Origin of the sequence: Corynebacterium sp. LK26, assembly GCF_014335085.1 — a bacterium.
Classification (GTDB): Bacteria; Actinomycetota; Actinomycetes; order Mycobacteriales; family Mycobacteriaceae; genus Corynebacterium; species Corynebacterium jeikeium_D.
Window position 1 is genome coordinate 95,257 of record NZ_PDHB01000001.1, and the last position, 17,963, is coordinate 113,219.

Annotated in this window: 15 protein-coding genes; 2 read left to right on the forward strand and 13 right to left on the reverse strand. The window is 59.6% G+C overall.

Features of this window, described 5'->3' with window-relative positions; all coding sequences use genetic code 11:
* Positions 1 to 15: 15 nt before the first annotated feature.
* From CRD13_RS00405 to CRD13_RS00420, 4 genes are all read right to left on the reverse strand, one after another.
* Positions 16 to 210 (reverse strand): ubiquitin-like protein Pup, encoded by a 195-nt coding sequence (locus CRD13_RS00405; RefSeq protein WP_005510795.1) that lies wholly within the window; start codon positions 208 to 210, stop codon positions 16 to 18.
* Positions 211 to 271: 61 nt separating this feature from the next.
* A complete protein-coding gene (dop, locus tag CRD13_RS00410) occupies positions 272 to 1,849 on the reverse strand; it encodes a depupylase/deamidase Dop (protein WP_049170549.1) in 1,578 nt (525 codons plus the stop codon).
* On the reverse strand, positions 1,842 to 3,419 hold the full coding sequence (arc, locus tag CRD13_RS00415) for a proteasome ATPase (protein WP_126108030.1): 1,578 nt from the start codon (positions 3,417 to 3,419) through the stop codon (positions 1,842 to 1,844). The genes dop and arc overlap by 8 nt, the downstream gene beginning before the upstream one ends.
* A 109-nt stretch (positions 3,420 to 3,528) precedes the next feature.
* Positions 3,529 to 4,371, reverse strand: coding sequence for a tRNA (adenine-N1)-methyltransferase (locus CRD13_RS00420; RefSeq protein ID WP_187401163.1), 843 nt, complete (start codon positions 4,369 to 4,371; stop codon positions 3,529 to 3,531).
* An 85-nt stretch (positions 4,372 to 4,456) separates the two neighbouring features.
* On the opposite strand from CRD13_RS00420, the gene CRD13_RS00425 reads away from it, so the two are divergent.
* Positions 4,457 to 5,344 carry a RecB family exonuclease gene (locus CRD13_RS00425; protein WP_187401164.1) on the forward strand — a complete coding sequence of 296 codons (888 nt, stop codon included), beginning with the start codon at positions 4,457 to 4,459 and terminating at the stop codon, positions 5,342 to 5,344.
* Positions 5,345 to 5,522: 178 nt separating this feature from the next.
* Here the strand turns inward: CRD13_RS00425 and CRD13_RS00430 are convergent, their stop codons facing one another.
* The 5 genes from CRD13_RS00430 to CRD13_RS00450 form a co-directional block, all read right to left on the reverse strand.
* Positions 5,523 to 6,836: an anaerobic C4-dicarboxylate transporter gene (locus CRD13_RS00430; RefSeq protein WP_016422794.1), complete on the reverse strand. Its 1,314-nt coding sequence runs from the start codon at positions 6,834 to 6,836 to the stop codon at positions 5,523 to 5,525.
* Positions 6,837 to 6,875: 39 nt separating this feature from the next.
* Complete coding sequence (aspA, locus tag CRD13_RS00435; protein WP_016422793.1) at positions 6,876 to 8,324, reverse strand: aspartate ammonia-lyase; 1,449 nt, start codon at positions 8,322 to 8,324, stop codon at positions 6,876 to 6,878.
* A gap of 258 nt (positions 8,325 to 8,582) precedes the next feature.
* Positions 8,583 to 9,428, reverse strand: a complete 846-nt coding sequence (hisG, locus tag CRD13_RS00440; protein ID WP_016422792.1) for an ATP phosphoribosyltransferase — start codon at positions 9,426 to 9,428, stop codon at positions 8,583 to 8,585.
* Between the two features lie 14 nt (positions 9,429 to 9,442).
* Positions 9,443 to 9,706, reverse strand: a complete 264-nt coding sequence (locus tag CRD13_RS00445; RefSeq protein ID WP_005510825.1) for a phosphoribosyl-ATP diphosphatase — start codon at positions 9,704 to 9,706, stop codon at positions 9,443 to 9,445.
* Between the two features lie 22 nt (positions 9,707 to 9,728).
* Positions 9,729 to 10,412: an HAD family phosphatase gene (locus CRD13_RS00450; RefSeq protein WP_080971467.1), complete on the reverse strand. Its 684-nt coding sequence runs from the start codon at positions 10,410 to 10,412 to the stop codon at positions 9,729 to 9,731.
* A gap of 155 nt (positions 10,413 to 10,567) precedes the next feature.
* Here CRD13_RS00450 and CRD13_RS00455 point away from each other — a divergent pair, with 155 nt between their 5' ends.
* On the forward strand, positions 10,568 to 11,473 hold the full coding sequence (locus CRD13_RS00455; protein WP_016422790.1) for a thioesterase family protein: 906 nt from the start codon (positions 10,568 to 10,570) through the stop codon (positions 11,471 to 11,473).
* A gap of 7 nt (positions 11,474 to 11,480) precedes the next feature.
* Here CRD13_RS00455 and metH read toward each other — a convergent pair whose 3' ends face one another.
* The 4 genes from metH to CRD13_RS00475 are packed head-to-tail and all read right to left on the reverse strand — an operon-like array spanning position 11,481 to position 17,855.
* Positions 11,481 to 15,140: a methionine synthase gene (metH, locus tag CRD13_RS00460; protein WP_187401165.1), complete on the reverse strand. Its 3,660-nt coding sequence runs from the start codon at positions 15,138 to 15,140 to the stop codon at positions 11,481 to 11,483.
* Positions 15,141 to 15,189: 49 nt separating this feature from the next.
* A complete protein-coding gene (locus tag CRD13_RS00465; RefSeq protein WP_016422788.1) occupies positions 15,190 to 15,597 on the reverse strand; it encodes a hypothetical protein in 408 nt (135 codons plus the stop codon).
* Between the two features lie 2 nt (positions 15,598 to 15,599).
* Positions 15,600 to 16,955, reverse strand: a complete 1,356-nt coding sequence (gene mshC / locus CRD13_RS00470) for a cysteine--1-D-myo-inosityl 2-amino-2-deoxy-alpha-D-glucopyranoside ligase (protein WP_070604591.1) — start codon at positions 16,953 to 16,955, stop codon at positions 15,600 to 15,602.
* Positions 16,956 to 16,973: 18 nt separating this feature from the next.
* Positions 16,974 to 17,855, reverse strand: a complete 882-nt coding sequence (locus CRD13_RS00475) for an undecaprenyl-diphosphate phosphatase (protein ID WP_187401296.1) — start codon at positions 17,853 to 17,855, stop codon at positions 16,974 to 16,976.
* Positions 17,856 to 17,963: the final 108 nt, after the last annotated feature.

The following is a 17,963-nucleotide window of genomic DNA, read 5'->3' on the forward strand; positions in this document are numbered from 1 at the left end:
CTGGTCAGTCACTTTTTACTGGCCACCCTTCTGGACATACGAACGCACGAACTCCTCGGCGTTGTTCTCCAGCAGACCATCAATTTCATCCAGCAGGTCGTCAGCAGCTGCAACGTGCTCCTGAGCCTGACCGCCGCCAGCGACCTCGCCGAACTCTTCCTCGTCGCCTCCGCCGGAACCGCCGCCGAAAACCTGAGTGTTACCAGCCATGATATTGCTCCTTAAAAATGAACTTTTGAGTATTACTGCTCTATTACTGCACTATGTGTGCCTATTGTTCGCGGATAGCCCCGAGAGTACGCAGATGCTCAACCACCTTGGCCACTGTCTCCGCAGACTCCAACACGTCACCGCATTCTGCGGCAGTGAAACGGTCAACTTCATCCAGCGTAATGTAGGCCAGCGTAATTCCAGGCGACTCCACGTCACGAGTGCTCCGATACACCCCCGCGGTGTCCACCACCAAGCTGGTCCAACTGCCCGCGACGACATCCTTGCCAAAGCGGCGCAGAATGCCACCGCGTACATACGCACGCGTAGACTCCGGTGCGTATTCAACCGCTCGGTCGACTTCTTCCTCGGTCACGAGTGTGCGCATCGAACCGCGGCGCACCAGCGCATGGTACAGCCCACGAGCAGGGTCAATATCCGAGTACTGAATATCAATCAACGCCAACTTCGGGTGGTCCCAGCCCGCGCCCAGGCGGGTACGCAGGCCCTCCATGAGGTTGTATTTCGCCACCCAATCCAGCAGATGGGCTGCCTTGCGGGGGTCGTCGGAAAGCACGTCGAGCACTTCACGCCAGAGCTTGACGACGTCGCCCTGCTGGTCGTAGCTCTCCACGCGACGCAGGTACTCGTACTGCATTTCCACTGCGGACATCCACGTGACATGGTCTGCCAGCTGCAGCTTCTCGGTGCAAGTCAAGTCTCGGGAGACCTTATGGACGGCCTCGACGGGGTTGCGGAGCTGCAGGTCGTCGAAACGCACGCCGTCCTCGATGGCGTCGATGACCAAACCTGTGGTGCCCAGCTTGAGGAAGGTGGCGACCTCGCTCATGTTGGCATCACCGATGATGACGTGCAGGCGGCGGAAGCGATCGGAGTCTGCGTGTGGTTCATCGCGGGTGTTGATGATGCCGCGGTTCAAAGTGGTCTCCAGCGAGACCTCAGTCTCGATGTAGTCCGCGCGCTGCGAAATCTGGAAACCCGACTCCTGCCCCGTCTGCCCCAGACCCACGCGACCAGCGCCCGTGAACACCTGGCGGGTGACGAAAAACGGCGTCAGACCGGCGACGATGTCATCGAACTCGGTTTCTCGGGAGAAAAGGTAGTTCTCGTGGGCACCATACGAGGCGCCCTTGCCATCGACATTGTTGCGGTAGAGCTTCAGCATCGGACCTGGATTGCCCTCAGCATCGGTGGCTTCGGCGGCAAGCTGAGCTGCGCGCAGCATAATCTTGTCACCTGCGCGGTCAGCGATAACCGCCTCGCGGGCGGTTGCCGTCTCCGGTGAGGAGTACTCCGGGTGCGCGTGATCGACGTAGAAACGGGCACCATTTTGCACCAGCAGGTTTGCAGCGCCGACGGCATTCGGGTCAACAATCGGTGGCTGGTGGTAACGGCGCAGGTCGAAACCACGGCTGTCGCGCAGTGGCGACTCTGGTGCGTAATCCCAGCGGATGCGCCCCGACAGGCCCTCCTCCTGCTCATGCGCGAAAGCGAGCACGGCCTGCGTGGAGGTGAGAATTGGGCTGACATCCGGGTTGTCCGGGCTGGAAATGCCGTACTCAATCTCCGTGCCGAAGAAGCGGTTCGACTGTGCAGAACTGGCGGCGGATTTAGCCATGGCGAATCACCTCGACCGAGGCAACGCGCGCCGCTGGACGACCGGAGATGCGAGCCCACTCATCCGGGTTCGAGGTGTTTGGCAGGTCCTCGTTCTGCGCGAACTCCTCCGCCACTGCAGACAGCAGGTGATCCAAGCTAATACCAGCCTCGCCGCCAGCGATAACCGACTTGATGGCGGACTTCTTCGCACGGTCGACGATGTTGGAAATCATCGCGCCGGAGTTGAAATCGCGGTAGTACATAACTTCGCTGGTGCCATCGGCATAGCGAATCCGCACGTACTCGTTTTCTTCCGTCTTGGCGTACATCCGCTCAACAACCTGGTCAATGAGGTGTGCGACATTCTGCTCCACCCCACCGCGCGCTTCCACCTCGGCTGCTTTATACGGCAGCTCTGGAGTCAAGTACTTGCGGAAGATATCCTTCGCCGCAGCCTCATTCGGGCGCTCAATGCGGATTTTCACATCCAAGCGTCCTGGGCGCAGAATTGCCGGGTCAATCATCTCCTCGCGGTTGGTGGCACCAATCACGATGACGTTTTCCAGCCCCTCCACACCGTCAAGTTCACTGAGCAGCTGCGGGACCACTGTGTTTTCCATATCCGAGGAGATGCCCGAACCACGAGTGCGGAAAATCGAGTCCATCTCATCGAAGAAGACAATTACCGGCTTGCCATCCTCGGCAATGTCGCGAGCGCGGTCAAAAATCAGGCGAATCTGACGCTCGGTCTCACCCACGAACTTGTTCAGCAGCTCCGGGCCCTTGACATTCAAGAAGTACGATTGCGCCCGCTGCGCCTCCGCCTCGCTCTTGCCTCGGGATAGCGCAATCTTGCGTGCCAACGAATTAGCCACAGCCTTGGCAATCAGCGTCTTACCATTGCCGGGAGGGCCGTAGAGCAGCACACCCTTCGGCGGACGCAGGTTGTACTGTTCAAACAGTTCTGGCTGCAGGAACGGCATCTCCACGGCATCGTGAATCTGCTCAATCTGACTGTCCAAACCACCGATATCCGTGTAGGTGACATCCGGTACCTCTTCCAGCACCAGGTTTTCCACCTCGGACTTCGGAATGACCTCAAACGCATAGCCCGACTTGCGGTCAATCATCACCGAGTCCCCCGGCTTCGGCGACAAATCCCCCGCCAGAGACACCACGAATTCCTCACCGTGAGTATCCGAGGCCAAAATGCGCTCCCGATCCGGCAGCACCTCACGAACATTGGCGATGTCGCCGCTTTCCGGATAACCGCAGTCCTCCACGATTATCGAGCCCTCATTCAGACGCACCTGCGCACCCGGCCGAAGCGCCCGCTCATTAATCTCCGGCTGCACCCGCAGGCGCATCCGTCGATTTCCGGTAAAAACCTCTGCGGTGCCTTTCTCCGGCCCCGGCTTAAGGAAAATACCGTACGTGCTAGGCGGCTCCAGCATGTCCTCCATGTCTTGGCGCAGTAGCTCTAGCTTGTTACGGGAGTCCCGCAACAGCTCAACCAGGCGATTATTACGAATGCCGAGGTTGTAGTTCTTCTGCTCAAGATCACGGATTTTGTCAGACGGCGTTGTCATGTATCCCAGATTACCCATAGGGCCAGATGCCGTTGTTGCTTGGTCGATTTAGACCGTGTGTCGCATCACGCTTTACGACGGCTACACCTCCCAGCGCGAAGCGGCGGGTCTAGAGCTTCTTTTGATTTCGTCGCTGTGGGCGCGGAGGCACCGTGCCGTCGGCAAGCCTGCGTGCCCACACCAGGAATGCGGTATGCGCCTGCATACGGTGCGCCGGGCGGACGGAGAGATCCTGAACATTCCAGTCGCGGACCAGGGATTCCCAGGCGCGTGGTTCGGTGAAGCACTTCTGCGCGCGGATGCCCTCCATGACTTTCATTAGCTGCGGAACAGTGGCGACATAGACCATGAGCACGCCGCCAGGCTGAAGCACCTTCGAGACGGTATCCAGGCATTCCCACGGAGCGAGCATGTCCAGAATGACTCGGTCGACCGGGCCGCCGAGCGACTCGATGGAGGCCTCGTTGAGATCGCCCAGGCGCAAGTCCCAGTTGTCGGGCTTGTGACCCATGAAGTCGACAACGTTGCGTTCCGCGTGCTCGATGTGGTCCTCGCGGACCTCGTAGGAAATAAGCTGCCCGTCAGCGCCGATGGCGCGGAGCAGGTTGAGGCTGAGCGCGCCGGAGCCAGCGCCGGCCTCCAACACGCGCGCACCTGGGAAGATGTCGCCCTCGACGATGATCTGTGCAGCATCCTTCGGGTAAATCACCGCAGCACCGCGCGGCATGGACAGGACGTAATCGACCAGCAGGTGACGCATGGCCAGGTAGACGGTGCCTTCGCTGGAGGTGACGGTGGTGCCTTCCTTGGCGCCGATGAGGTCGTCGTGGAGGATGGTGCCGCGGTGAGTGAAGAACTTGCCACCCTCCTCGAGGGTGACGGTGAAGTGGCGATTCTTCGAGTCAGTCAGCTGGACTCGGTCGCCGACTTGGAATGGTCCGCTCAATGCCATAGGTGTGTGGGCTCCTTTTGGGGTTTGGTTGGGTCGGGTCATGTCGGGTGCAGCCAAATCCGGGCGGTACTCTAACCTGGCTAGTATGCCCGACAATGCCCAAAGTTCTAAGTCAGCAGTTCAACCTTCCCGCCGCTCTAAGTTGGCGCTGTCGCCGTCGAGAGCTAATGACTACCGCCAGTGCCCACTGAAGTACCGGTTCCGTGCGATTGACAAGATTCCGGAGCCGTCGACTGTCGCGCAGGTCAAGGGCACGTTGGTGCATGCTGTGCTCGAACAGATGCATGCCTGGCCCCGTGAAGAACGCACTTACCCCGCAGCGGTGAAACGGCTGAAGCCGACCTGGGAGGACATGCGTGCAAAGGACGAGGAACTGATTGAGCTAGTTCCGGAGGATGATTACTACGACTTCCTGGTCGAATGCGGCGGCCTGCTCAAGGGGTATTTCATGATGGAAAACCCCATGGGCTTCGATGCGGCCGAGATGGAAAAGTTCGTTCAGCTGGTTATCGATCCGGATGCGGATCAGACTGTGCCATTGTCAGTGCCACTTCGTGGTTTTATCGACCGCGTCGATATTGCCCCGACCGGTGAGGTCCGGATTGTCGACTACAAGACGGGCAAGAAGCCCTCTCCTCGCTTCCAGGATGAGGCGCTCTTCCAGATGCGGTTTTACGCGCTGGTGTGGTGGCGGCTCACCGGTCGTATCCCGGAACAGCTGCGGTTGATGTACCTGAAGGTTGCCGATGACCTGGTGCTGAGTCCCAACGCGACAGAATTAGAGGCCTTCCAAGCGGAGATTGCCGACTTGTGGTCGGCGATCGTGCGCGACGGTGAAAACGGTGACTTTGTACCGAAGAAGTCCAAGCTCTGCGGGTGGTGTTCTTTCCAGGAGATGTGCCCTGCCTATGGCGGGGTCACACCGGAGTACCCCGGTTGGCCGGGTGCTGTCGGCGATGGCGGCACTGAGTAAAAGCTGCGGATGGGGTGGCTCTCGCGGCGAACTTAGCTTTCGCGGGGTGCCACCGTCGGCGGTAACGGTGCCAGTAAAAGTTACTGACTAGGTTTATGACAGGTGAATGGACTTAACCGCTTCGATTTTGTCATAAACCTAGTCAGTTTCTCTATGCGGTGTTCTAGGTAGCCCCCCACTACAGCAGTGCGCTGCCGAAGGCGAAACCGAACGCGACGGACAGGGCAATACATAAGGTGCCTGGGATGATGAACGAGTGGTTAAACACGTATTTGCCAATTCGGGTTGTGCCAGTGTCGTCCATCTCCACCGCGGCAAGGAGCGTCGGGTAAGTAGGCAGTACGAATAGCGCGGAAGTCGCTGCGAAGGAAGCAATCGCAGTGATGGGAGAAACTCCCACCGCGAGTGCAGCGGGCATGATGGCCTTTGCCGTGGCCGCCTGCGAGTACAGCAATGCGGCCGCAAAGAATAGCACGATTGCCAGCATCCACGGCATTGTGGTCAGTAGGCTGCCGGACGCGGCCTTAATGTCGTCGATGTAGTGGTTGATAATTGTGGTTCCCAGCCACGCCACACCGAGAACGCAGACGCTGGCGGACATGCCCGATTTGAACACCGGTGTGTTCAAAATGGTTGCCGCGTCCAACTTGCAGGCCAGCACGATAACAGTGGCGGCGGTCAACATGATTGACATGATCGCCTCGTTTCGTGGGAGCGTGGGGTCAGCGATGAGGCCGACCTGTTCAGTGCTGATGGTCGCGTAGACCATCACCGCGAGAATCGAGAGTAGGAAAATCGCCACGGACCACTTGGCCGACTTGGTTGGCACGTATTCGCTCATCTGGCCACGTGGCTTGGAGACTAACCCCTTTTCCAAGCGGCTTTGATACTCCGGATCGTCGTCAAGCTCTTTGCCTAGGTGATTCGTGACAAAGGCGGTCGGAAGGATGGCGAGGAACGTCGAAGGAATGACAATCGCCAGGAGTGTGAGATAACCAACGCCGCGGGGTTCCATGAGCGAAGCCATCAGCACCACAGCCGCTGAAATGGGTGATGCCGTAATCGCCAACTGAGATGCGATGACCGCCACGGACAGCGGGCGGGACGGGCGAACGCCTCCCTCCTTGGATACTTCGGCGATAACTGGGAGGGTGGAAAATGCGGTGTGGCCGGTGCCGGCGAGCAGTGTCATCAGGTAGGTGACAACCGGGGCCCAGTAGGTGATGTGTCGCGGATTCTTGCGCAGCAACCGTTCGGCAATGTGGACGAGATAGTCCATGCCTCCGGCCTTCTGCATAGCGGCAATTGCCGCGATTACCGACATAATGATGCCGATGACATCGAACGGAATGTCGTCTTTGGTGACCGGAACCCCGGTGATGCCCAGCGCCAAAACGCCCAGCCCACCGGCGAACCCGATAGCAATTGAACCAAGACGCGCGCCAAGGAGGATCGCTGCTAGAACGATAGAGATTTGGACGGCAACTAACATGTGTATCTCCGAAAAGTCACTCGTTAGACTTGTTGCCGCTTAGGACAAATCGTCGAGGCGAGACTCCCCTGCCACGTAGCGCTTCCCCCGGTATTCCGGGTGCATGAGGTTCTCGGTGCTCAGGACCTGGTTGAGCTCCTTCTCGTCCATCAGCCCGCGTTCGAGGACAATGTCCCGGACGGAGCGGCCAGTGCGAGCGGCTTCCTTGCCAATCATATCGCCCTCGTGGTGGCCAATGACCGGATTCAGGTAGGTCACGATACCGATGGAGTTTTCCACATAGCCGCGGCAAACTTCCGGGTTAGCGGTGATGCCGGTAATGCACTTGTCGCGCAGAGTGTCGGTAGCACTGCGCAGCAGTTCAATCGACTCGAAGAGGCATGCGCCGATGACAGGCTCCATCACGTTTAGCTGCAACTGGCCAGCCTCGGCTGCCCAGGTCAGGGTCACGTCGTTGCCGAAGACCTTGAAGCAGGCCTGGTTCGCGACCTCTGGGATTACCGGGTTAACCTTTGCCGGCATAATCGAAGACCCAGCGGCGCGCTCCGGAAGGTTGATTTCATTCAGTCCGGCTCGTGGACCCGATGCCAGCAGGCGCAGGTCGTTGCACATCTTGGAAATCTTCATGGCCGCGCGCTTCAGGGATGCATGCACGCTGACGTAGGCGCCGGTATCGCTGGTGGCTTCGATTAGGTCCTTCGCAGAGGTCACCTTAAAGCCACTGACCTCACGCAGCGCCTGGGTCACGGCCTCGCGGTAGCCTGCCGGCGCATTTACACCGGTACCGATAGCGGTTGCTCCCAGGTTGATTTGCAGCAGGCGTGCCGACGCAGTTGCGATGGACTCCTGCTCTTCCTCAAGGTTGTGGGCAAATGCGTGGAAAGCCTGTCCCAGGGTCATGGGAACGGCATCCTGCAGCTGCGTGCGCCCCATTGTGATGATGTCGTTGAATTCATCACCCTTGGCGTGTAGAGCCTCAACCAGGGAGTCGAAGTGCTTCTGCAGGCTCAGCAGCGACATGTGGATGGCAAGACGGAAACCTGTTGGGTAGGCATCGTTGGTTGACTGGCACTGGTTGACATCATCGTTGGGGTGAATGACGTCGTATCGGCCCTTTTCCAGGCCGAGCAGTTCTAGAGCGAGGTTAGCGATGACCTCGTTGGTGTTCATGTTGAGACTGGTGCCAGCTCCACCCTGGAAGACATCGATTGGAAACTGATCCATGCAGCGTCCCTTTTCCAGGATTTCATCACATGCGGCGACGATGATGTCTGCAACATCGCTGGGCAGCGTGTGGACGCGCTGGTTGGCAATGGCCGTGGCCTTCTTCACCATCACCATGCCACGAATGAATTCGGGCACGTCGTTGATGGTCTTGGCTGAGATTTGGTAGTTGTCGATTGCGCGCAGGGTGTGGATGCCGTAGTAAGCCTCTGCCGGGACCTCCATAGAGCCAAGCAGGTCGACCTCGGTACGTGTTGCGGACATGTGGAAGCAATCCCTTCTAGCCTTTTAGCAGACCTAGTAGACGCAGCCTTGTGGGCCACATTTAGTGGCGATGATTGGTTACACCGCCAAAACTACAGTGCTGGCGTATGTGCCGCATGTACAGGCATAAAGTTACTGCTTCGGTCCGGCTAACGCCGTGCGCACTCTTAGTGTCAATATTACTACCTACGCTAGCGTAGGTAAAGGGTGGATTCAGCTAGGAAGCTCCCACTGGATAGCGTGTAAGGTTCGCGTGACTTAAATACGCGCGATACGGATATTCGAAGCCAAGATCGCCTCGGCACCAATCTTTGCCAGTGCGTCCATGAGCGGGTTGGCCTCTGCCTTCGGAACTAGCGCGCGAACTGCTACCCAATCCTCGTTAGCCAGCGGCGACACGGTCGGGCCGGACAGCCCCGGGGTGAGCTTGGATGCCTCTTCCAGCGCGGACGCACGGATGTTGTAGTCAATCATCAAGTACGTCTTGGCATGCAGAATGCCGGTCATGCGACGCAGGAACACCTGCTGCTCCTCGGTGACCTCTACACCCTTGCGTCCGACAACAACTGCCTCAGAGCTGACCAAAACATCGCCGAATGGCTTCAATCCCTGCTTGCGCAGGGTGCGACCGGTGGAGACAACATCGGCGATAACGTCGGCAACTCCCAAGCGGATGGAAATCTCCACTGCACCATCAAGGCGAATGACGGTGGCGTTAATGCCACGAGCCTTCAGATCCTCGCGCACCAGATTCGGGTACGAGGTGGCAATGCGCTTGCCCTCCAGAGCTTCTACGGTCCACTCCTCATCGGCCGGAGCGGCGTAGCGGAAGGTCGAGGCGCCGAAGCCCAGATTCAGAACCTCATCGACCGGAGCCAGCGAGTCAGCGGCCAGGTCGCGGCCGGTGATGCCCAAATCCAGATGGCCGTTGCCAACGTAGATAGGAATATCCTTCGGGCGGAGGAAGAAAAACTCAATGTCGTTGGCTTCGTCGTGGATGGTCAGGCTCTTGGAGTCGCCTCGACCCGGGTAGCCAGCTTCCTTCAGGATTTCGACTGCCGCCTCGGACAGCGATCCCTTGTTGGGCACGGCAATACGCAGCATGGTGTTGATTTCTCCTACAGGTACTTGTAAACATCCTCGGGGCTCAGCCCGCGACCGACCATGACCACCTGCAGCCAGTACAACAGCTGCGAAATCTCCTCTGCGAGGGCTTCGTCAGATTCGTGCTCAGCTGCAAGCCAGACCTCACCGGCCTCTTCGACAATTTTCTTGCCCTGGAAATGCACACCAGCGTCCAGCGCCTTGACTGTGCCCGATCCCTCGGGGCGCGACTGTGCTTTTTCCTTCAGCTCTGCAAACAGGTCATCAAAGTTCTTCACCCGGTCTATTGTTCCATGTCGTCTACTCGCCCGCGAAAGCAGCCCGCAATAAGCCCAAATTCGAGGTATCCAAATTGCCCGAAATGAAGCGCGCCGGGGGTACTAACGTCCCCACATCAGCCTGCGAAACGCTCACATCCGGCATTGGATTCCACACCACCGTGCATCCCGCAGCGAGTGCAGAGCGCACCCCCGTTGAGGAATCTTCGATAGCCAGGCAGTCCTCTGGCGCAAATCCGGCTAGCTCTGCGCCACGCAAGTACGGATCCGGTGCCGGTTTGCCGTTGGCCACCTCATCGCTACACACTGTTGCGGCGAAGTGCTGCTCCCCCATGACATCAATGCAGGGTTGCGCCACGTGCCGACGGGTATTGGTCACCAACACCACCGGAATGTCACCAGCTCGGGCCTGGTCCAAAATCTCCGGCACACCCGGGCGCCACTCCACCCCATGTTCTAGAACCAATTCTGTGAAGCGACCTTCGACGAATTGGGAGCCCGAGGCAAACAGCTCGTCGTCAAGCGTGCGTCCCGCATGATCAGCACAAATCGACAGCGTGTCCCAGAGCGTGTTGCCGACGCACTGCATGCGCAACTCCGGAGTCAGGCGACGGCCTACGAATTCCGAGAGGTCGTACGTGGCAATCTCCCACAGAGGTTCCGTGTTGATGAGGCTGCCGTCCATGTCCCACAAAATTGCTTTCACACCATGCGACTATGCCAGGCAATCAAGCATTTAGCGATTATGTCAGCAAAACCGTCGGATGAAGGTTTAGAGTTTCAGGAAGGAAAGTATGTTGCGGTGCTGCATGAAACCACCGCATGAACGTGTTCCGCGTGAATGAAAGGCATCGACTCGCTATGACAACCACTGAAGATTCGCTCGCCCAGGCTATCGACCAACCCGAGGCATACTTCATTCCGCTAGGGACGGTCACCGAAGGCGAGCTCAGCTACGAGCGCTTCATGCCCACTAGCTTCACTTATGGGGCGTGGGGGCCGTTTCAGCACGGTGCGCCGCCGTCGGCGCTGCTGACGCGCATGTTGGAGCGCCGCCGTCTGGAAAGCGAGGGGATGCGTATTACTCGCATCGCCGTGGATCTGTTGTCGGCTGTACCGTACACGGAGCTCCGCGCGCGCTCATGGGTCTCGCGCCCGGGGCGGCAAATCGCCAAGGTCGAAGCCGAATTGCTTGCCGACGTCAAGGGTGCCTGGCGGCCAGTTGCCACGGCGTCCGCATGGATGATGGCCACTGCGGATACGCGGGATATTGAGCGTGCATTCGACAAGCAGGTGCCCGGGCCCGAGGAATGCAGCGCCGAGTACATTCCGCTTACCGACGATTGGAGTGGCGGCTACATCGAATCAATTGAAGCCCGCGCCGGCGCGACGGAAGAGCTGGCCGAGACGCAAATTCACTGGGTTCGCGCGCAGTACCCAATCGTGCTCGGGGAGGAGCCGACTGCGGTGGAGCGAGTCATGCAGGTAGCTGATACCGCCAACGGTATCGGGGCCACGCTGAGCCCGCACCAGTGGGCGTTTATGAATACCGACTTAGTGGTTCACCTGCACCGACTCCCCCAGCTCGGCGCCTCGGAGAAGTCGGCGGAATCGGAGTTGCAGTCGGAAGACGGCGGCTGGGTGGGCATCGCCGCCCGCGGTTCCATTGGGCCGGACGGAATCGGCATGACCGCGGGCGAGCTCTACGATGTGCACGGCCCCATCGGCCGCAGCATGCAGACCTTGCTGGTGCGACCGCAGGGATAACGCGAAGCTACACGTTAAAGTACTTCGCTTCCGGGTGGTAGAGCACGAACGCATCGGTGGACTGCTCTGGGTGCAGCTGGAGCTCCTCAGAGAGCTCCACGCCGATGCGCTCCGGCTGCAGCAGGTCAATCATGCCCTGACGGAAGGTCAGATCCGGGCAGGAACCATAGCCGAAGGAGTAACGAGCGCCACGGTACTTCAGGTCAAAGAAGTCCTGGGTATCGTCGGAGTCTTCCGCGCCAACACTTGTGCCGTCGGAGAACGCGAGCTCGGAGCGAATGCGCTGGTGCCAGTACTCGGCCAGCGCCTCGGTGAGCTGCACGCCGATACCGTGAACCTCCAGGTAGTCGCGGTATTCGTTCTTGGCGTAAATATCGTTGGCGAAGTCAGCGATGGGCTGTCCCATGGTCACCAGCTGGAACGGCATGACGTCGGACTGTCCTGCGGCGATGGCATCTTCGCGCGAGCGAATGAAGTCAGCAATGCATAGGAAGCGACCACGCTGCTGGCGCGGGAAGGTCCAGGACACCACTGGCTCTGCCGCGGGGTCGGGCTGCTCCCCTTCCGCAGGTAGCGGCAGTACGTGTACGGTATCGCCCTCAGAAACTGCTGGGAAGTAGCCATAGACGACAGCCGCATGCTGGAGGATGTTCTCGGCGCGCAGGCGCTGCAGCCATGCGCGCAGGCGTGGACGACCATCGGATTCGACCAGTTCCTCGTAACTCGGTCCCTCGTCGCCGCGGGTGCCGCGCAGACCCCACTGCCCCATGAACAGAGCGCGTTCGTCGAGGGTGGTCAGGTAGTCGTCGAGGGGCAGGCCCTTGACAATGCGGGTTCCCCAGAACGGCGGTGTCGCAACGGGGACATCAGCGGCGACATCGGAACGCTCCGGCACCTCGGGGGCTTCAGCAGCAGCCTTGGCGGCGCGCTGCGCGGCGATGCGCTTGGAGCGCTCACGGCGGGCGCGGCGAGCTTCCTTCTTCTCGCGGGCAGCAATGGCCTCTGGCGAATTCTCGTCTGGGCCGAGGCCCTTCTTAGCTGCCATCAGCTCGTCCATGATGCGCAGTCCTTCGAAGGCATCCCTGCCGTAGTAGACATCGCCGTGGTAGAGCTCGGACAGGTCGTCTTCCACGTAGCTACGCGTCAGCGCGGCGCCGCCGAGCAGTACTGGGAAGCGGGTGGCATCGCCGGCGGAGTTGATCTCCAGCAGGTTGTCCTTCATCACCACAGTGGACTTCACCAGCAGGCCGGACATGCCGATGGCGTCGACATCCAGTTCCTTGGCGGCGGACAGAATCGTAGCGATCGGCTGCTTAATGCCCAGGTTATGCACGGTGTAGCCGTTGTTGGAGAGAATAATCTCCACCAGGTTCTTGCCGATGTCGTGGACATCGCCCTTCACCGTGGCCAGCACAATCGAACCCTTGGAGCCCGTGGCATCCTCGGCATCCATAAAGCCCTCGAGGTAGCCCACCGCGGCCTTCATCGTCTCGGCCGACTGCAGCACGAATGGCAGCTGCATCTGGCCGGAACCGAACAGGTCACCAACGGTCTGCATGCCACGCAGCAGGTCCTCGTTAACAATCGCCAGCGGTTCCTTTTCCTTCATGCCCTCATCGAGGTCAGCCTCGATACCCGTGCGCTCACCGTCGATGATGCGCTGCGCCAGGCGGTCGAACAGCGGCATGGCGGCAAGCTTTTCGGCCCGGGCGTCCTTCGCGTCAGCGGCGGAGACTCCTTCAAAGAGCTCCATGAATACCTGCAGTGGGTCGTACTCCCCGTCGGGGTGTCCCGCTTCACGACGGCGGTCGTACACCATATCGAGAGCGACTTCGCGCTGCTTGTTGTCAATCTTGTTCATCGGCAAGATCTTGGAGCTGTGGGCAATGGCGGAGTCCAGGCCGGCCTCGATGCACTCGTTGAGGAACACCGAGTTGAGTACCTGGCGAGCCGCCGGGTTCAGACCGAAGGAAATGTTGGACAGACCGAGCGTGGTGTGCACGTTCGGGTGGCGACGCTTAAGTTCGCGGATGGCTTCGATGGTTTCGATGCCGTCGCGGCGAGTTTCCTCCTGGCCAGTGGAAATCGGGAAAGTCAGACAGTCGACAATAATGTCCTGCTCGCGCAGTCCCCACGTGCCGGTGATGTCGGCGATGAGACGCTCGGCGATCTCAATCTTCTTGTCCTTTGTACGCGCCTGACCTTCTTCGTCGATAGTCAAAGCGACCACGGCAGCACCGTGCTCAACAACCTGGCGCATAATGCGCTGGTAACGCGAGTCCGGGCCATCGCCGTCTTCAAAGTTCACAGAGTTGACCGCGCAGCGACCACCGAGGTGCTCCAGGCCAGTCTTCAAAACCTCCGGTTCCGTGGAGTCCAGCATGACCGGCAACGTCACCGAGGTGGCGATCTGCGATGCCAGGGTTGCCATGTCATCGCGACCGTCGCGCCCCACGTAGTCCACACACAGGTCAATCATGTGTGCGCCATCGGTGACCTGACCGCGGGCGGTGTTAAGGCACTTCTCCCAATCGCCGGCCAGCATGGCCTCGCGGAAAGCCTTGGAACCGTTGGCGTTGGTGCGCTCACCAATCATGGTGATGCCGGTTGTCTGCGTCAGCGGGGCTGCCGAGTACAGAGAAGCGACCTCATCGATTGGCTTTGCATCCGGATCCGTCGATGGGCGTGCTGCCTGAACAGCAGGGCCCTGCTCAGCGTAAGCGCCTGCACCGGTAATAGCATCGCGAACAGCGGAAACATGCTCCGGTGTGGTACCACAGCAGCCACCGACCATCGCCAGGCCAAACTCTTCAACAAAGCCGCGCAGCGCTGTGGCCAGCTCTGGGGCGGTCAGCGGGTAGGTCGCACCGTTCTTACCCAGCACTGGCAGACCCGCATTCGGCATTACCGATACCGGAATGGAGGCGAAGTTGGACAGGTAGCGTAGGTGCTCGCTCATCTCGTCCGGGCCGGTCGCACAGTTTAGGCCAATCATGTCGATACCCAGCGGCTGCAGCGCTGCCAGGGCTGCACCAATCTCCGAGCCCATCAGCATGGTGCCTGTGGTCTCGACAGTCACGTGGACGACAATCGGAATCTTTTTGTCAGCCTGTCGCATGGCGGCCTTGACGCCATTGACTGCTGCCTTGACCTGCAGCAAGTCTTGACAGGTCTCAATCAAAAACGCATCCGCGCCACCGGAAATCATGCCGAGTCCGGCCTCCGTGTAAGCGTCGCGAAGCTGAGCGTACGGAGCGTGCCCCAAAGACGGCAGCTTCGTGCCCGGGCCCAGCGAACCGAGGACAAAGCGTCGCATACCCTCGCGCCCCGGCCCCATTTCGTCAGCGACCTTGCGGGCGATTGCGGTGCCCTTGTGCGCTAGCTCCTGGATACGGTCTTCAATGTCGTAATCCGCGAGGTTCGGGAAGTTGCAGCCGAAGGTATTGGTTTCCACCAGGTCGGCGCCGGCCTCGAAATAACGCCGGTGAATCGTCTCGATGATGTCGGGACGAGTGTCATTGAGAATCTCATTACAGCCCTCGTAGCCGAGGAAGTCCGCGTCAACGTCGAGGTCAAAAGACTGCAGCTGGGTACCCATGGCGCCATCGCCAATGAGTACACGGCTGTGCAGTGCGGTGAGGAACTCGGAAGAGTGGCGATCAGTCATGAATAGACACCTTAGTCTACTTTCATAACCGCGCCGTTAATCGGGCTGGTTATTCCATCTCAAAGTAGCTTTCCGCCTTCACCGCAGGCAGGTCCAAACCGACAGCCTTCGTTGCGGAATTGATAATCGCGAGAATCTCGTCGAGCTCCTCATCAAAAATCGAGCCACCGTGCTCATGCTCAATCGCAGCCACGCGCTGTAGGCAGTTCTCTACCGCCTGCGTTGCGGCTTCTTCTCGCTTATCGACGGCCAGTTCCGCCGCCTGATCAATACCAGCGGCGGCCTCACGGAGGGCTTCCCCGACCTGGTCGGCTACCGATTCGTCAAAAAGTGGCTCCCAGAACTCGCGTTCCTCGGGCTGCAGGTAGCTGCCGGTGGCAAACATGCGCAAATCGGCAACTAGCTTATCGATGTTCTCTTGCGTTACTTCGACAGCAGACAGATCTGAGTTGCTCATGCTCAAATTTTAACGCCAAGCAGCGCGTCCAGCGCGGCGGCAACGAATTCTCCGGCACCCGCTGCGCCGGTTACTGTGCCAGCATCTGCCTTGTTGCTGGTATCCGAGGACCACTCCGCAGCCCAGGCATCGATAGCGGCCAGAGCAGCCGGCGTATCCAGGTCATTGGCCAGGCTTGCGCGCACATCGGCAACCAGTGCCGCTGCTGCGCTCACAGCCTTCTCATCGGTGGCAGTCTTTGTAGTTGCGCAAGCCGCACGCCAGGCCTCGTGACGTGCCTTGGCCGCCTCCAGCACCTCGTCCGACCAATCGCGATCAGAGCGGTAATGGCTGGCGAAGACGCCAATGCGAATAGCACTCGGGTCGACGCCGGCGGCCACCAGCTTGGAGACAAACACCAGGTTGCCCAGCGACTTGGACATCTTCACGCCGTCGAGCGCAATCATGCCAGCGTGAACATAATGGCGCGCCATACGTGCACAGCCAGTAGCGGCTTCAGCGTGAGCCGCCGAGAACTCGTGGTGCGGGAACGCGAGATCCGAGCCACCGCCCTGAATGTCGAAGCTCTTACCCAGGCGGTTGGTGGCAATCGCCGAGCACTCAATGTGCCAACCCGGCCGGCCCGCACCAAAAGGAGCCTCCCAGCTTGGCTCCCCGGGGCGAGCGGCACGCCACACCAGCGCGTCCAGTGGGTCCTCCTTGCCCGGGCGATCCGGGTCGCCACCGCGCTCCGCAAAGAACTCCGCCATCTGCTCTGCCGAGTAATTGGACTCGTAACCAAAGTTCTCAGTGGCACTCTTGCGGAAGTACACATCCGGGTACTCGTCATCGGTGAGCTGGTAGGCCGAGCCATTCTCCAGCAGCTTCTCGACCATTTCCACGACCTCGCCCACGGACTCAATGGCGCCGATGTAGTCGCGCGGTGGAATCACCGACAGGTTTTCCATATCCGAGCGAAACAAATCAATCTGCGAGGTGCCCAGCTCGCGCCAGTCCACCCCATCGCGCTCCGCACGTTCGAACAACGGGTCATCGACATCGGTGATGTTCTGCACGTAATGCACCGAGTGTCCATTATCCAGCAGCTGACGGTAAATCAGATCAAAGGTGAGGTAGGTTGCTGCGTGCCCCAGGTGCGTGGCGTCATAGGGTGTGATGCCACACACGTACATGGTCGCCTCCGGTCCCGCTTCCACCTGGGAGACCTTCTGATCCGCGGTGTCGTAGAGGCGTAGGGGTACCGATGTTGAGCTTTCGTCGTCAAGCGAATGCGCCTTACCTGTATTGCTGGCGCGGTTGAACACATCGAAACGCGCATCGCCGAGACTGGGAACCTGTGGTTGGGGCCACGAATGCATTAAATACTCACTACCTCACTAAACAGCGTTGATCGTGCCGAAGCCGAGCAACACCATAACAATCAAACCGACCGGGATGCGGTACGCGGCGAACCAAGCGAAGGAGTGGTTCGACACGAACTTCAGCAGCCATGCAATAGACGCATAGCCGACGACGAAGGCAATCAGCGTACCGATGGCCAATTGCGCTCCACTAGCGGCCTGTCCCGCCGCAGGGTCAAACGCGTCTGGAAGCGAAAAAATTCCAGCAGCGAAAACAGCGGGGATAGCCAGCAGGAAGGAAAAGCGCGTTGCAACCTCTCGGTCCAAGTGCAAGAACAGGCCGGCAGACACCGTACCGCCCGAGCGCGACACACCCGGAATGAGCGCCAGGCACTGCGCGAAACCCATGACGATGGCATCTCGCATGGTCAGCTCTTCATAGTTGCGCTCACGACGGCCGAACTTCTCTGCGGCGATAAAGACAAAGGAGAAAAGCACCAACACAGCGGCTGTAATCCAGAGATTGCGCAGGTTATCGCGGATGAGGTCCTTCCCCAGCACGCCGATGATGGCAATCGGCAGCGTGCCGACAATCACCATCCACCCCATGCGGTAGTTGAAACCGCGGGCTTCCTTATTGAACAGACCGGCAAACCAGCCAGTGAGGATCTGCCAGATGTCCTTAGCGAAGAACACCAACACAGCCAATTCGGTACCAAGCTGCACCACAGCGGTGAAGGATGCGCCGGCGTCCTGGCCCCACAGCAGCTCGGAGACAATCCGAAGGTGCCCCGAGGAACTCACCGGGAGAAATTCCGTCAAACCTTGCACTACGGACAGGATGATCATCTGCGCCCAGGTCATGCCGGTGCCGGCGGTATCGGCAGCGGTATCCGCTGAGGCGCTTAGTGTCGTCATGATAGTCACGGGTGTATAGGCTACTCGTCCGGTTTGTGTTGTGGCTATAGCGAGGTTTCGGTGCGGCGATAGCGAGACCTCTCCCGCGGAACTTTTCCCGCGACCGCA